The following is a 15920-nucleotide window of genomic DNA, read 5'->3' as shown; positions in this document are numbered from 1 at the left end:
GTCGTCATGAGCGAGACAACAGCGCATGGGCAAAGCCAGACGGTGCATGTACAGGCACATAGCGGGCAGCAGCACCCGATCCGGCTCTATCTCTTCGTCTGGGGCCTGCTCTTCGTGCTCAGCGCCCTTTCCTACATGGTCGATTATCTCGGGATCCAGGGTTATCTCAGGTGGACGCTGATCCTGGTATTCATGATGCTGAAGGCGGGGCTGATCGTCGCCGTCTTCATGCACATGGCCTGGGAACGGCTGGCGCTCGTCTACGCCATCCTGCTGCCGCCGGTGCTGGTGCTGGTCTTCGTTGCGCTGATGGTATCGGAATCGCAGTATACCATCTTCACCCGGCTCGCTTTCTTCGGCGCGACGCCGTAGAACCGGTCTTCGGAACGGAGGTGCGACATCGCCGACTGCCGCCCGCTCAATCCGGACTGCTTCGAACTTTTATCAAAATGTGCCGACATCTCGCCCCGGGGGCGCCTATGGCTGAAATCTTGCTGTTCCATCACGTACAGGGGCTGACGCCTGGAGTGCGCGCCTTCGCCGATGATATCAGGGCTGCAGGCCATATCGTGCACACGCCTGACCTGTTCGACGGACGCACATTCGGAAGCATCGAGGAGGGGCTCGGCTATATCGGCGAGATCGGATTCCACGCTATCCGGGAACGCGGCGTGCGGATTGCCGACGAACTGCCTGCCGAACTTGTCTATGCCGGCTTTTCATTCGGCGTGCTGCCGGCGCAGAAGCTGGCCCAAACACGGCCAGGAGCCCGTGGTGCTCTGCTTTTCTATTCCTGCCTGCCGATAAGCGGCGAATGGGCCTTCGGACCCTGGCCCGATGGTGTGGCGGTGCAGATCCACGGCATGGACAACGACCCGATCTTCGTCGGCGAGGGCGACATCGATGCGGCTCGCGAGATCGTCGCGAAGGTCGCGGACGCCGAGCTCTTTCTCTACCCCGGCGACCAGCACTATTTCGCCGATAGCTCGCTTGCGTCCTATGACGCGGATGCGACCGCGCTCCTCACGGCGCGCGTGCTTGCATTCCTGCAACGCGTCTAGCTGGGCCGGCGGCGGCCAGTTCAAAAGAATTTCTCCTGAAAACGCGTTCTAAAACACGATGGAGGTCGCGTCGCGCGAGGATGTCGGCAATGATGGCACCTATCCGTGACCCCGATCCCGCCAGGCCATGCTGTTCATTCCGCTTCCCTTCGTCGTCGCCCTCCTTCTGCTCATCCTCTTCGTCGTCGTCCTCAGACGCGACGAGGAGGGCCAACCCAACCGGCCGTTTCTGGTGCTGATCCTGCTGAGCGCGCTGCAATCCATCCTCTCCGGCTTGCGTTGGGGCTATGGAATGCAGGTGGTCGGCGTGATCGCTCCCGTCATCGCGGCGACGGTGCCGCCGCTTGCCTATGCCGGCGTTTCCAGGCTGGTGAGGACGAACCGGCGACCCTTGCCGGCGCGCATTGCGCTGCATGCCGTGCCCGCCGTGCTCATACTGCTGCTGGTGGCGTTCTGGCGGGAGGCGATCGACATTGCGCTGGTGCTGATCTTCGTCGGTTACGCCCTGGCGATCCTGCTGCTGATGCGCCCGGGCGCAGATGCGCTTCGGCTTGCGCCTTTCGAGGGAGCGGTGCCGGCTTATCGTGCCATCATCTTTGCGGCGGCGGCGCTTTGCCTGTCGGCCGCGGTCGATACCTTCGTCTTCTTCGACTTCACCTGGGCACATGGCGAGCACGCGCTGACCGTGATCAGCCTCGGCAGTCTCGCCGCCCTCGCCATTCTCGCCACCGCGGCGGCGGCCGCCAGCCGAAGCCGGGCGCCGACCGAAACGGCGGAGGCGGCGGCGAGGCCGGAGGCGAGCGAAGACAAGGCGACGATCGCTATCGTGGACGCGCTGATGGAGACAAGGAAGCTCTATCGCGACGCCAATCTCAATCTCGATCGGCTCGCCCGCAAGGCCGGCATCCCCGCGCGCCAGATCTCGGCGGCGATCAACCGGGCAATGGACAAGAACGTCTCACAATATGTCAACGATTACAGGATCGGCGAAGCCTGCCGCCTGCTTTCGGCCACCGAAAAATCGGTGACCGAAGTGATGTTCGACGTCGGCTTCCAGACCAAGTCCAACTTCAATCGCGAATTCCGCCGGGTGACGGATATGACGCCACTTGCCTGGCGGCAGAAGAAGGCGGAGGGGTAGACTAATACGAGGGTTCGTGAGCCTCGACCTCTCTCCGCCCTCATCCTGAGGCGCCCCGCAGGGGCCTCGAAGGACGAGGGCGGCCACTGGCGTTTCATCGGCAAATGGAGGGCTGTAGCGCCCAGCCACCCGCCCTAGTGGTTCGAGACGGCCCTGTGGGCCTCCTCACTATGAGGGCTGATTGGTGCGCCCTGCGGCTCGGCTCTCGGCGGCAGGGCGCCAGCGTTCGCTGGGTGAGGCAAGCCGTGCCTTCTCTCCGCCCTCATGCTGAGGTGCCCCGCAGGGGCCTCGACGGACGAGGCCGGGCGCTGCCAGGTACACGATCGCGATCGAGGCCGTCCCGGATCGTGTTCGAGGTCGCGATTTCTGCCGGGTCGGCGATGTTGGCCGGTATGAACACGACATCAGAACATGATCGAACCCTTGCCGCCCAGCTGAGATCGCTGTCGATCGAACCTGCGGCCTTCGAGACGGAGCTGCCGGAGCCTCGTGCCCAGCGGCGCATGATCCATGGCGCTATGTTCGTCCTTGCGGCGACGGCATCGCTGGCGGTCGTCGCTCTCTATGGACCTCGGACGCTGGAGCGTATCGAAGCTGCGATTGCGGGTGGGGCGGGCGACCACCCTGCGATATCCGCTCATGAGGTGCCGGCCAGGGGCGGTGCGATCGTCGAGGGAATGCGGCCTGCGGCCGACGATGGGGCGAAGACCAGGGCCGCGCCGTCCCGCGAGGTTACCGGTTCCGGCTACGTCGTGGCGCCCGATGTCGCCACGGTCTTTTCCAAATATGAAGGCCGGATCGTTACGGTTGAGGTCGAGGCGGGCGACAAGGTCGTGGCGGGACAGGTGCTCGTGCGGCTCGATGATGCCGGCGCCCGGTTTGCGCTCCGCGGTGCGGAGATATCGGAGCGGGCGGCGAAGCTGGCGCTTGATGCGAGGAATATCGCGCGGGTGCAAGCGCGGTCTTCCCTCACGCGCATCGGACGGCTTGCCGGGCGCGATGCGATGTCGGCGCAGGCGCTGGAGGAGGCGAAAACCACTTACGACACGGCCGAGAATGGCGCGGAGCAAGCCCGGCAGGATCTCGCCAAGGCCCGGCTCGATATCGATAGGGCGCGCGAGCAGGTCGAGGCGCTGACCGTGCGAGCGCCGATTTCGGGCACCGTGACGCGACTTGATGCGCATGTCGGCGATACCGTGCTGTCGCGCGAGGACAGCGTGCGGGAGAATGAAAGCCTGCTTGCGATTACCGATACGGCAAACATGGTCATCGATGCGGATGTGGCCGAAGCCAATATCGCGCTGATGCGGCCGGGCCTCTCAGGCGAGGCGGTGCTCGATGGCTTTCCGGGCCAGCCCTTTGCAGTCGAGGTGGCGAAGATCGCGCCGGTCATCTCACGGGAGAAGGGGACGGTGACGCTGCGCCTGTCGCTCACCTCGCCGCCTTCGGGCATGCGGCCTGCGATGGCGGCGCGCATCCGGCTTGTGGTGGGTGAGGAGAGCGCGGGCGCCCTTCACCCGACCTCATCCTCAGGTGCCCCGCAGGGGCCTCGAAGGACGAGGGCGGCCTCTGCGATAGCGACATTCCATCACCAAGGAGCAAAACAATGACCGACAGCCAAGACCCCTTCATCGCGCTCGCCGGCGTCAGAAAGGCGTTCAGGATCGGGACGGAAACGATACCAATCTTTTCCGGCCTCGACCTTTTCATTCCGCGCGGCGATTTCGTCGCGGTCATGGGACCGTCCGGCTCGGGAAAATCGACGCTGCTGAATATGCTTGGCGGCATCGACAGCCCCGATGCCGGGGAGATCAGGATCGGCCGCAGCCGTCTCGAGCAGATGGGCGAGGGATCCCGGGCCGCGTGGCGGGCGCACAGAATGGGCATCGTCTTCCAGTTCTACAATCTGCTGCCGATGCTGAATGCCGCGGAGAATATCGAGCTGCCGCTGCTTCTGAAGCCGCTCGGTCGAAAGGAGCGGCGGGCCCGCGTCGATACCGTCATGGAACTCGTCGGCCTTGCGGGCCGGCAGCGGCAGTTTCCCTCGAGCATGTCGGGCGGGCAGCAGCAGCGCGTCGGCATTGCCCGCGCCATCGTCGGCGATCCCGATCTTCTGCTCTGCGACGAGCCGACCGGCGATCTCGATCGAAGATCGGCCAATGATATCCTGGAGATGCTGAGCTTTCTCAATCGCGAGCTTCAGAAGACGATCATCATGGTCACGCATGATCCCGAGGCCGCCGCCTTCGCCCGGCGCACGCTGCATCTCAACAAGGGGGAATTCGTCAGCGAGGAAAGGGCCGGCCGATGACCTTCTTCGAGCTCATGCGGCGCAATGCCTGGCGCAAGCGGCTGCGCGCTATCCTGCTGATGTTTTCGATCGGCGTCGCCTTCCTGATCTACGGGCTGACGGCGAGCTTCGTTGCCGGCAGCCAGGGAGCGGCGGGCGCCAGCGACAACCTGCTCGGCGTCTTCAACAAGGCAGGCCGCGGGCTGCCGCTGCCGCTTGCTTATCTCAGCCGGATCGCCGCGGAGGACGATGTCGCCGCCGTCGCCTATACCGCGCGCATGCGGGGCTTCGTCGAGGTCGAGAAGAATGTGGTTGTCGTCAGCGCCGTCGAGCCGCAGGCCATTGCGGCGGCCAACGGCGAAGAACTCGGGCTGACGCCGGAGCTGACCGCGGCGCTCGAAGAGGGCGGCGACCGCGTGTTGGTCGGCAGGGCGCTGGCGGAGGCTCAGGGCTGGTCGGTCGGCCAGCGCATCGGCTTTACCGGCCAACTGACCAGGGCCGACGGCAGCCGGAACTGGAACTTCACCATCGCCGGCATCTTCGAGGGCGGCGATGCCGGCACCGACACCTATTTCATGCTGGCTCGCTATGACGCGCTCAATGCCGCGCGTGCGCGCGACAAGGATACGGTCGACGCCTTCGTGGTGCGTCCGCGCCCGGGCGTGTCGCCAGGCATACTGGCGGCGCGGATCGACGCTCTGTTCGCCAATTCGGCGGCGCAAACAAGGACGCAATCGGAAAAGCAATTCCTCGAGGCGTTTCTCAGGCAACTCGCCGATGTCCGCCTCATCGTCAGCCTCGTCGTCGGTGCGGCCTTCGTCACCATCCTGATGATCGCGATCAACACCATGCTGTTTGCCGTGCGCGAGCGTCGTTTCGAGATCGGCGTTATGAAGGTGCTCGGCTTTTCCAGTGGGCGGATCATGGCGCTTGTCGTCGGCGAGACGCTGTTCATCTTCGTTCTCGGCGGCGCAGGGGGGCTCCTTCTCGCCAAGCTCGCGACGCTTTCGATCGGGCCGGAATTCGGCCTCGTTTTCGGCGCGACCCTTCTCATCAAATCTTTCGCCATCATCGCGGGGCTCGGCCTGCTGACCGGGCTGTTGCCTGCGATCAGCGCCATGCGCCTGCCGATCATCAACGCCTTCAGAACGAGATAGTCCAATGTCGTCAGCGCTCAAGCAGATCTTTCTCATGATCAGAGTCAATCTCGGCAGTCTGCCCCGGCGGCTCGCGATCTCGCTGTCGATGGTGCTGTCGGTCACCCTCGTCGTGGCGGTGTTGGCGGGCTTTCTGGCGATGGCGCGCGGCTTCGAGGCCGCGCTTGCCGGCGCCGGCTCGCCCGATATCGCCATCGTTCTCGGCGGCGGCACCAACCAGGAGACGGGCTCGGAGGTGCCGGCCGAAGCAATCCGCAGCCTTGCCGCCATGAGCGGCCATACCGGGATTGCTCGCAACGGAGCAGGCGAGCCGGCTTTGTCGCGCGAAACCGTCGTGCCCGTCGATGTCAGGCAAGGCGACGGCACGGAGCAGACGCTGTCTTTGAGGGGCATGGACGTGACCGGCCCTGCCTTGCGCGAGCGCGCGCGGCTCTCGCAAGGGCGGCTGTTTTCGCCGGGTGCGCGCGAGATCGTTGTCGGCGACCGCATCGCGGACACCTTCCCCGGCTTTGCGGTCGGCGACACGATCCGGCTCGGTGCGCTCGACTGGAGGGTCGTCGGGCAGTTCACGTCGGACGGCAGCGCTTTTGAATCCGAGTTTTGGGCGGATCTGGAGCCGGTGCAGTCGGCCTTCGACCAGCACGGGCAGGTGCAGAGCCTGCGGGTGCGGCTCGATGGCGGAGGCGATCCCTCAACAGCACTGGCGGCCTTGCGCGATCGCCTGTCGTCCTTGCCCGGCACGCCGCTCGCCGCCGTCTCGGAGATCGATTTCTATGCCGGCCAGGCCGAGCGGACCGCGAGCCTCATCCGAGTGTTCGGCTGGCCGATTGCCCTGTTGATGGCGATCGGAGCGACGGCGGGCGCCTTTAATACGATGATGAGCTCGGTCTCCGACCGTAGCGTCGAGATCGCTACTCTGCGCCTCCTCGGTTTCGCCCGGCTGCCGATTTTCGCGGCGAGCTGGGTGGAGGCGGTCCTGCTCTCGCTGGCGGGCGCCGGCCTCGGCGTCCTCGCCTCGAGGCTGGCTTTCGACGGTTGGCAGGCAAGCACGATGGGCGCCAACCACACCAAGATGGCTTTCCAGCTCGAGGTTACGCCTGATGTGATCTTGACTGCCGGGCTGCTCGGGCTCGCGGTCGGCATGATCGGCGGCGCCCTGCCGGCGCTGGCGGCCGCGCAGCTGCCACTGCGTGCGGCGTTGCGGGCGAGGGGGTAGGGTGCTCCTCATTGTCTGTCGCTCGCGCCAGCCTTCCCTTAGGGCGAATCACCTGCTTGCGTAGTCCGAACGAGGTAGACCGGCGGCGTTACAACCGCGATTTATTCGCCCCGAAGTCGTTGATTTCTCGGCCTGGGTTGCAGCTATCTCGACCTGGCCGACATTCGGCCGATTGACTGGGGAAGAAAGCGGAAGGACCTTCTCGCTGCCGCATTGACAACATCTTCTCGCCTTCTTGCCATGGACGGTTGCCCCGCCGCGTTCCGATCAGCCGACCCCGGCCGATCGCGCGGCGACATAGCGATCCGACGAACAGGGCAACATGGCGATATGACAATCTACTATGTGAACTCAGCGACTGGTTCCGACCGCAACAGCGGAACGGGCCAGAACTCGGCTTTTGCGACTTTGTCCAAAGTTGAATCCTTGACGCTGAAACCGGGCGACAGCGTGCTTCTCGCCAAGGGGAGCGTGTTCAACGAGCAGTTCGATATCAAATATTCCGGCAGCGCCGATGCGCCGATCAAGATCGGCAGTTACGGCACGGGCGCGGCGCCTGTCATTCATGGGGGCAATGACGGCGTCCACAGTCTTTACGCCTCGAACATCGTCATCGAGAACCTCAAGATATCAAACACTGGCGGTGCGGCCATCTATGGCGGCAATGTCTCGAATTGGACGGTGCGCAACGTCGAGATCGACAAGGCGGGATCGTCGGCCGAAGCAGGTTCGGTGACCTTTCGCAGCAGCAAGAACATCACGATCGAAGACAGCAAGATCTCGGGCGTCAAAGGCGACGGCATCTGGATCGAAAAGGTCGATGGCGTCAAACTCCTCAACAATACGGTGACCAACAGCCATGGCGCCAGGGCCGATGCCGTCCAGGTGAACGACAGCAGCAATATTCTGATCCAGGGCAATCATCTCGATCAGACGCAAGCCGATAGTTCGAAAGGCGTCATAGCGCTGGTGCGAGCCACCAATGCAGTGATCGAGGACAATACGCTGACCGGCGGCGGCTTCGGCATCAGCGCCCCCGCGGGCAAGAATGTCGCCATCCGCGACAACGACATATCGGGCTTTCACGGTTACAGCTGGTCGTTCGCCATCGGTCTCGGCGATCAGGGTAATAGCAGAGATTACGATATAGCAGGCAACCATATTCATGACGGGGCGTGGGGCGTGGTCGTCACCGCTCCCGTCGACGGCACGAGCTATGTCCGCAGCGGTATCAAGGTCCATGACAATGTCTTCGACGACCTCACGCAGTCGGCGCTGAAAGTCGACCGGCCGGCATCCGGCTCATTCTACAACAATACGATCGAAAGCGGCGTCGACGTCTACAGCATGTCGCCTGCCGTCGCCGACGCGCGTACCTTTTCCATCAGCAACAACCATACAGTCGCCAATGTCGAGACGGCGCTGGCAACGACTGCCACCACGGCGGCGGCAACGACGGACGCGATGGCGGATCCGGCGGTTGTCGCGGTTCATGACAATTTGAAGATCTTCACGGATACGGGCGAGGCCCATCGCGGCAATCTCCTGGAAAACGACAGCTCCGACAATGGAACCCTGGCGCTTCGCCGCTTCGGCGACGAAAGCGTCGGCAAGCACGGCCTGACCCTGACCGGGGAATACGGCACTATCCATGTCGACCGGGATGGCAGCTATGCCTATACGCTCGATGAGACGAAGCTGCCTGCCGATCATGACGGACATGTGAGCGAAACCTTCAGCTACGGGGTCAACGATGGCACCTCGCAGCATAAGGACTGGGATACGCTGACCGTCTTCATCCATATGGATGGCCTGCTGAGCTGAGGGGTGGGCTATCCAGCCCGATCTCTCTCCGACCTGACGCAGAGGCGCCCTGGACGGGCGCCTCCCCCAGCCGCCGTCGCTGTTCGGCCAGCGAGCGCTCGTCGGTATATTGTCCAACTCCCGTAACGTAAATTGTCAGACGTGGCGTTACCGTTCGTTCACCTTTCAGTCGTTGTTTTCTGGATTATTTTCTTAAAAGTTGTATTCCTTGGGATGTAGCCACCGCCAGGCACATCTCGGGAGCGAGGCAGGCCCATTGCCTGTCGCCGCCATAACGGCAATCGAACGCCATCCTATATGGCCTCAGCCCCCGACCGCATCCGATCCACGCGCTGCAGCCGTTTGAGACGGCTGAGCGACAATGCGAGAACAAGGCGATATGACAATTTATTATGTGAATTCAGCGACTGGCGCGAACACAAACGCCGGTACCAGCGAGGACGCGCCCTTTGCGTCGTTCTCGGCGGTGGAAAGCCTGAAGCTGCAGCCTGGCGACAGTGTCCTGCTCGCAGCCGGAAGCGTGTTCAACGATCAGCTCGACCTGAAATATTCCGGCACTGTCGATGCCCCGATCACCATCGGCAGCTACGGCATCGGCGACGCCCCCGTCATCCATAGCCCCAATGACGGCATTCACAGCCTCTATGCGTCGAACATCGTCATCGAGAACATCGCTATCTCCGACACATCGGGCGCGGCTATCTACGCCGGTTATGTCTCAAATTGGACCGTGCGCAATGTCGAGGTTGACCACACCGGATTGTCCAAATCCGGTTCGATCACCTTCCGGACCGGCTCGAACATCACCATCGAAAACAGCACCATCAACGACGTCAACGGCGACGGCATCTGGATCGAGAAGATCAACGGCGTCACTCTTCTCAACAATACTGTCACCAACGCCCACGGCACCGCGGCGGATGCCGTGCAACTAAACGACAGCAAAAACATCGTCATCAGCGGCAATACTTTTGATCAGACCGGGGCGGTGACGCCAAAAGGCGTGCTGACGCTGGTGCGGCCAGTGGATGCGGTGATCGAGGGAAATACGATTATCGGCGGCGGCTTCGGGATCAGCGCGCAGGCCGGCACCAATGTCGCCATCCATGACAATGATATCTCCGGCTATGGCGGCTACAGCTGGTCTTACGCCATCGGCCTGGGTGACCAGGGCGATACCCGCAACTACGATATCTCCGGCAACTATATCCATGACGGCGTGTGGGGCGTGTCGGTCAGCGCAGCCGGCACGACGACCTATGTTCGTGAGGGCATCGATATTTACGGCAACCTGTTCGATGACCTGACGCAGGCGGCGCTGAAGGTCGACCGACCCGCATCTGGATCCTTCCACGACAATTTCATTGCGAGCGATGTCACGCCTTTCAGCATCTCCCCCTCGATCATTGCCGCAGGCACCTTTCCCGTCAGCGACAATACGACCATCGAAGAAGGTGGTGTCACACTTGCAAGCGCCGACAGTCTGGCCGCCACGGATGCCAGCATCAACCTCGTGTCGGACACCGGGCTCACATCCCATGACGGCCTGAAACTCAGCGCCGACAAAACCGCATCAGACAAGGCGGGCGCCCAGCACGACGATCCTGTTGGAGAAAACGGCGTGTCGGATGGAACCTTGCTGCTGCGTCATTTCGGCCAGGCGGCCTTCGAAAAGCACGGGCCGGCCCTTGGCAACGGCGATCACGGCGTCACGATCGAAGCTGCCGATCTCGTCGGCCCGGAAAACGGCAGCGGAATTTTCCATCAAGAGATCGCAGCTCAGCCGTTTCATCATTCACAAGCTGACGCGCCGATCGTCTCCATCCTGCAAGACGGCATGCTGCACTGAGGGTAGCCGGTCCCATCGCCGCTACGACTAGGATGATTTTAGGCCCGGTCGGCCTAAAATCTGAATCCTGTTCTACATTAAAGGGTTCTAGATGCCGTAGCGGCAGGACACTCAGCGGTCGCCGAACAGGCTCCGCAAGACGTCGGCTTCGATTTCCGCACAAATGATCTCATATTCAGCGATGATGGCAGGATCGGCCGATCTATCCTTGCGCATGCGGTCGAGGACGGAGCAGGCTTCGCCATAGGCGCCGCACAATTCGTAGAGATGGGGCCGGCTCGCTGCGGCGGCACGGATCGTCGCCCGCGTGGCCGGCAATCTCATCATCAGCCTGGCCAGCCCCTGTTCGGCGGCATGCCTGGCAATGGGAGCGATGCCTTCTTTTCTGATCATGCGTCATCCCTCGCTGCCTCAATCTAAAGCGTGTCGCGATCTTTCAGATTCGCTTGGCACGCTTCAGGTCTTGTTTTCACGCATGTCTTTATCGCAAAACCGTTGCACACTTTTACGAGACATGCCTGGTGAGGTGCTGCTGTCGAGAGGTAGTACGCAGAAATGCTGCTTCTGGTTTCATCGCTGATGCAGGAAAGTTTCTCGCTCCTGTCAGCTCAGGCGGAAAGGCCGATGGTAATCGTGGCGGAAAGCACGCCGCCATCGAGCTTTTCAAAATCGAATATGTAATCGACAGCGTCCCGCGGAATGAGGCCGTCCTCATCGTTGCGGGTATCGCGGGGAGGGCGTTGGCGATAGTCGGGATGCCCGCCATAGACGATGTCGCTCAGCGCATCGTCTAAATAGATCTGGCTGACGAGAAGTTCCCTGCCTTCGACAAGGATGCGGCAGTGGACATGCGGCGTGCGGCCCTTGTACCACCCGGGATAGACGGTCAAAAAGCTTGCCTGCCCGGCCGCGTCCGTCAGCTGGCGGCCGCGGAAGGCAAGCCCGCTTATCGCCTCGGCATCGTCGAGCGTACACATGTCAGCCGCTTCCCGGCCGGAATAGATGCCGCGGTGATCGGTATGCCAGATGTCGATATCGGCGTTTTCGACCGGTCGGCAATCGGCTGCATGGACAATGCGGACGGCCAGCCGCAAGGGCAGCCCGGCCTTTCCTTCGGTGACGTCCTGACGCTCCGGGATGTCGTTGACATGGCAGGGGCCAAGGGTCTGGGCGACGGTCGCGACGCAATTCGGGCGCGTCCGGAAGAGCGGCGCGGGCAGCTTTTCCAATGCGACGGACCGTGTGCCGCCGCTGAGGAAATCAGTGCCCTTCCAGTCGAATGTCCTGGCGGCCACGGCGATATGTCGCCGCGGCCAGAATGCGGCCGCAGCGACGGATGATGCGACAATGGTCGCACCGCCAAGCATAAGGGTCCGCCTCTTCATCTGTCCTCCCTTGCCGCAGAAGAGCGTGTAAAGCGAATGGACCGGGATTTCGAGTTAAATCCCGGCAATGATCGACGGCAGCGAGACGATCCTCGCACCTCAGATGGCGACCTGTTCGCCGAGCTCGACGACGCGATTTGACGGCAGGTTGAAATAATCGGACGGGTCGATCGCAAAGCCTTCCAACGCCATGAAGATCCGTTCCTGCCAGCCGGGCAGTCCGGTGTTCGGCGTTCTGACGAGGTTGCGGCGACCGAGATAGAAGGAGGTCTTCATGATCTCGAACTTGAAACCCGCCTCCCGGCAGAGAGCCAAGGCCCTGGTGACATCCGGATCGTCCATGAAGCCGAAGGTGATGTCCAGGCGGACAAATCGCGGCGAAAGCTGGCTGATCTTGATGCGTCTGCTGTCGGGGACATAAGGCTCGTCCTCGGTCCAGACGGTCAGGATGACGTTCTGTTCGTGGAGCACATGATTGTGCTTGAGGTTGTGGAGCAGAACACTCGGCGTCCGGTCGGGGACACTGGTCAGAAAGACCGCCGTTCCCGAAACGGTGACCGGCGCATGGTCAGACTTCCGCTCGATCGATTTGATGAAGGAATCGAGGGGGATCTCATTGTTGGCCCGCAGTCTCTTCAGGTAGGCCTGCCCACGGGTCCATGTCCACATCAAAATCATGATCGCCAGCGCCAGGGCGACCGGAACCCAACCGCCGTCGTGGATCTTCATCAGGTTGGCCGCCAGGAACATGACTTCGATGGCGAAGAGCGGCAGCAGAAGGGCGGTGGCGAGCATGAGGGAGTAGCCCCACACGGCCCGCAGGAACTGGAAGGCCAGCATCGTCGAGATGACCATGGTACCGGTAACCGAGATGCCGTAGGCGGTCGCCAGTGACTCCGAATCGCCGAAAGAAAAGATCAGCATCAACACGCCGACCAGCAGCAGCAGATTGACGCTCGGCACATAGATCTGGCCGGTGTTGGTCTCCGAGGTGAATTTGATGCGCAGTCTCGGCAGGAAGCCGAGATGGACCGCCGAACGGGCGAGCGAAAACGCGCCTGTTATGACGGCCTGGCTGGCGATAATCGTTGCCATCGTCGCCAAGATAACCACCGGCAGCAAGACCCAATCGGGATACATCAGAAAGAACGGGTTTGTCGCCGTTTCGGGATGGGCGAGAACCAGAGCGCCTTGACCGAGATAGTTCAGGAGCAATGCCGGAAAGACGAGCACGAACCATGCCGTCTGGATCGGGCGGCGCCCGAAATGCCCGAGATCGGCATAGAGTGCTTCGGCGCCCGTCACCGTCAGAAAGACGGCGCCGAGCACGATCAGGCCGACGGTTCCGGCATGGGCGAGGAACGAGAGCGCGTTGAGCGGATTGAGCGCGGCCAAAATTCTCCAGTCGTCGCCGATATGGATCACACCGCCGACCGCCATCGCCAGAAACCACAAGACCGTTATCGGCCCGAAAAACATCGAGACGGCGGCCGTTCCTCTCGACTGGACGGCAAAGAGAACGATCATGATCGCAGCCGACGCGAGCGGGACGTAGTCAGCGAAGGCCGGGGTGACCAATTTCAGGCCTTCCAGCGCCGACATCACCGAGAGGGCAGGCGTGATCATCGCATCGCCGATGAAGAGGGCGGCGCCGATCAGCCCGGCGAAGAACAGCACCGGCACGTTTCGCCCCATTTTCTTCATCAGGAGGGCGAGAAGCGAGAGGGTTCCGCCTTCGCCGTCGTTGTCGGCCCTGAGAAGAAACAGAACATATTTGAAGGTCACGATGACGGTGAGCGTCCAGACCATCAGCGAAATCAGGCCGATCACCTCCGGCTCGTGGATGCCATCGGCGGCAAAGGGCCTCAGCGCCTCGCGAAAGGCATAGAGCGGGCTGGTGCCGATATCGCCGTAAACGACGCCGATTGCGCCGACGACCAATCCGACAAAGCCGCTCCGGCTGCCGGCGTCACCGGTCTTGTCTGCATGTGTTGAAGTCATGGTTCCCCGCTCATACCGCTTGCTTACAAGCAGAAACATATGCCGCATTGGAGAACGGCAAGTAAATTCGCGCCGATGCAAACTTTTCTTGACGGCTAGCCGCCAAATGCGGGCTGGTATGATGGCCCGGAACCGGCCGGGATGAATCGATTTTCGATCCACAGGCTCGGACTGCCGCCCTCCGTCGCGCTGCTGGCATGACGCAGACGGCAAGAGATCGGACGATGAGACATTGCACGAGCTGGTGCGGGATCTCGATCTTGAGGAGCTGAGTGCGATCTCCGCCACGGCCTGATCCGGTGAGTCTCAAAATCGACGACGTATTACCGTCTGCGCCGAAAGTATTATGTTTATCGGTGGAACTATAAGCCGTGCGGGTGGTGACGGCGCTATGCGACGTCATCCAATGTCGTTTGACGTCAATGGCCCATTCTGCGGCAGAATTCAGGTTTTAGCTGCGATAGGCAGAACTTTCCGAAATGACCTTTTAGAGACAGTATTGCTCTGGAATGCTGCGAGATTATCTGCGCAATTTCGAAAAATTCGCGGAGAGATTGTTTCTAATTACTGACATTATTCGAATATACGTTCCCGACCGCGATTTTTTCTTCGCCACATTTCGAATATTCCAGATTGTCCAAACAATGGTGAGAAACAATGAAAATTATTCTCGTCATGGCCCTCACGCTTTTCGCCATCCCCTGTAAGGCCGATATGTTGCGTACGGCTTCCAGATACGACCGCATGCACGAACGCTCGATCTCTTTCCTCGACATCAATCCCCGCAGAACGTCGTGGTGCGGCGCCTTCCTCGCCTTCATCGCCAAACGATCCTCGCGGCAGCCGCCGGCAAATCCAAATATGGCGGTCTCCTGGAAAAACTTCGGCAAGCCCGTTTTCGCCCGCTCGGCCAGGCGTGGCGACGTGGTGGTGATCCGAAGCGGCAGGCGTTTCCACGTCAGCCTGTTCGACCATTTCGACCAGCGGCGTCAATACGTCTATCTGTTCGGCGGCAATCAATCCAACCGGGTACAGCTGTCGCGTTACCGCGCGAGCTCCGTCATCGCCGTTCGACGATGACAGTGGGCCGCCAGTCACGAAGCGCAATTCTGAGTTCCTTGACGTTCGATCCCAACCTCGATAGCGGCGGGCTCATGGCTTGCGCGCTCTGACATGAAGGAAGATCGGCGCAATGCGTGTGTCGGCAACGAGGGGTTCGGCCAGCGCCACTTCAGCTGAAGCCATGGGTTCGCCGAAGGCTTCTATGACAAGCCCGGCTTCGACGATCATCGACACCCAAGTCGTAAGCGTGCGGTGAAAGCGCGGTATGGAGAATGGTGTCAGCGCCGCCCGTTCGGCTTGAGGTATGGATGAAAAGATCCAGCGCTCGATCCGGCCGTCGCTCTCGTCGAAATACTCGGCGATTTCGACTGCGATCGGCTCGCCTGCCTCGTTGCGGACATTGCGGCGCTTGGGCGGCACGAAACATGGATGCAAAATAGAAAACTGCAGAAAGCCGCTGGATTTGAGGATACGGTGCACGCCCTTCAGCACGCCACGCTGGTCGGCCATGTCCATCATCGACATGAAGGCGGTAACGAAGTCGAAGCTCGCCTCTGGAAAGTCGATGCTCTGGCCGTCGCCGAGCACGTAGTCTATGCCCAGCGGCGCCTGGGTCTCGCTCTCGCGGGCATAGCGAATGAAGGTTGGGGCAATATCGAGGCCCGTCATGCGGGCGCCGAGACGAGCGACGGCGCGGGTATTGGAACCTTCGCCGCAGCCGAGATCGAGTCCTGCCAGGCCCGCGACAGGCGGCAGCATGTTCAGAAAAGCCGGTGTGTTCAGCGCGTCGCGATATTTGTCGTAACCTGCCCTGGAATAGATCGTCCAGGTCTCGGCATTGCTCTCCCAATGGGCGGCAACGTCATTGGCGTTCATGGCTCTCTCCTTGCCCGGTTCGAACGGGCGGCAAGCTATAGTTGCAGTCTATGGGCAA

The 15920-nt window shown here is 61.7% G+C and carries 14 protein-coding genes; 10 read left to right on the top strand and 4 right to left on the bottom strand.

From position 1 onward, the window contains the following. Positions 1-6 precede the first annotated feature (6 nt). From EFR00_RS06715 to EFR00_RS06675, 9 genes are all read left to right on the top strand, one after another. On the top strand, positions 7-372 hold the full coding sequence (locus EFR00_RS06715; protein ID WP_009989279.1) for a cytochrome C oxidase subunit IV family protein: 366 nt from the start codon (positions 7-9) through the stop codon (positions 370-372). Positions 373-479: 107 nt separating this feature from the next. Continuing rightward, positions 480-1061, top strand: coding sequence for a dienelactone hydrolase family protein (locus tag EFR00_RS06710; RefSeq protein ID WP_077989398.1), 582 nt, complete (start codon positions 480-482; stop codon positions 1059-1061). Between the two features lie 127 nt (positions 1062-1188). Then, complete coding sequence (locus tag EFR00_RS06705; protein ID WP_009995073.1) at positions 1189-2202, top strand: helix-turn-helix domain-containing protein; 1014 nt, start codon at positions 1189-1191, stop codon at positions 2200-2202. Positions 2203-2549: 347 nt separating this feature from the next. After that, on the top strand, positions 2550-3812 hold the full coding sequence (locus EFR00_RS06700) for an efflux RND transporter periplasmic adaptor subunit (protein ID WP_125864847.1): 1263 nt from the start codon (positions 2550-2552) through the stop codon (positions 3810-3812). Continuing rightward, positions 3809-4513, top strand: a complete 705-nt coding sequence (locus EFR00_RS06695) for an ABC transporter ATP-binding protein (RefSeq protein ID WP_039620563.1) — start codon at positions 3809-3811, stop codon at positions 4511-4513. The genes EFR00_RS06700 and EFR00_RS06695 overlap by 4 nt, the downstream gene beginning before the upstream one ends. Then, positions 4510-5649: an ABC transporter permease gene (locus tag EFR00_RS06690; RefSeq protein WP_077989397.1), complete on the top strand. Its 1140-nt coding sequence runs from the start codon at positions 4510-4512 to the stop codon at positions 5647-5649. Before EFR00_RS06695 ends, EFR00_RS06690 begins: the two co-directional genes overlap by 4 nt. A 4-nt stretch (positions 5650-5653) precedes the next feature. Continuing rightward, positions 5654-6865 (top strand): ABC transporter permease, encoded by a 1212-nt coding sequence (locus EFR00_RS06685; protein ID WP_077989396.1) that lies wholly within the window; start codon positions 5654-5656, stop codon positions 6863-6865. A gap of 330 nt (positions 6866-7195) precedes the next feature. Beyond that, positions 7196-8689, top strand: a complete 1494-nt coding sequence (locus EFR00_RS06680) for a right-handed parallel beta-helix repeat-containing protein (protein WP_077989395.1) — start codon at positions 7196-7198, stop codon at positions 8687-8689. A gap of 379 nt (positions 8690-9068) precedes the next feature. Further along, positions 9069-10538 carry a right-handed parallel beta-helix repeat-containing protein gene (locus EFR00_RS06675; protein ID WP_183740796.1) on the top strand — a complete coding sequence of 490 codons (1470 nt, stop codon included), beginning with the start codon at positions 9069-9071 and terminating at the stop codon, positions 10536-10538. Between the two features lie 111 nt (positions 10539-10649). On the opposite strand, the gene EFR00_RS06670 is transcribed toward EFR00_RS06675, so the two are convergent. The 3 genes from EFR00_RS06670 to EFR00_RS06660 all read right to left on the bottom strand — a co-directional run bounded on the left by EFR00_RS06670 (position 10650) and on the right by EFR00_RS06660 (position 13924). Then, positions 10650-10931 carry a hypothetical protein gene (locus EFR00_RS06670; RefSeq protein WP_038689666.1) on the bottom strand — a complete coding sequence of 94 codons (282 nt, stop codon included), beginning with the start codon at positions 10929-10931 and terminating at the stop codon, positions 10650-10652. Positions 10932-11146: 215 nt separating this feature from the next. Then, positions 11147-11923, bottom strand: a complete 777-nt coding sequence (locus EFR00_RS06665) for a dioxygenase family protein (protein WP_077989394.1) — start codon at positions 11921-11923, stop codon at positions 11147-11149. 99 nt (positions 11924-12022) lie between these two features. Beyond that, on the bottom strand, positions 12023-13924 hold the full coding sequence (locus EFR00_RS06660; protein ID WP_077989435.1) for a potassium transporter Kup: 1902 nt from the start codon (positions 13922-13924) through the stop codon (positions 12023-12025). A 657-nt stretch (positions 13925-14581) separates the two neighbouring features. Here EFR00_RS06660 and EFR00_RS06655 point away from each other — a divergent pair. Continuing rightward, on the top strand, positions 14582-15004 hold the full coding sequence (locus EFR00_RS06655; protein WP_009990113.1) for a TIGR02594 family protein: 423 nt from the start codon (positions 14582-14584) through the stop codon (positions 15002-15004). Between the two features lie 72 nt (positions 15005-15076). Here EFR00_RS06655 and EFR00_RS06650 read toward each other — a convergent pair whose 3' ends face one another. Beyond that, the gene (locus tag EFR00_RS06650; RefSeq protein WP_077989393.1) at positions 15077-15862 is read right to left on the bottom strand and encodes a class I SAM-dependent methyltransferase; all 786 of its coding nucleotides are present in this window, start codon (positions 15860-15862) and stop codon (positions 15077-15079) included. Positions 15863-15920 lie beyond the last annotated feature (58 nt).

The sequence above is a fragment of the Rhizobium sophoriradicis genome, from assembly GCF_003939025.1.
Lineage (GTDB): Bacteria > Pseudomonadota > Alphaproteobacteria > Rhizobiales > Rhizobiaceae > Rhizobium > Rhizobium sophoriradicis.
The sequence above is the reverse complement of the archived record's forward strand: the minus strand, read 5'-3'. Positions and strand labels throughout refer to the sequence as shown.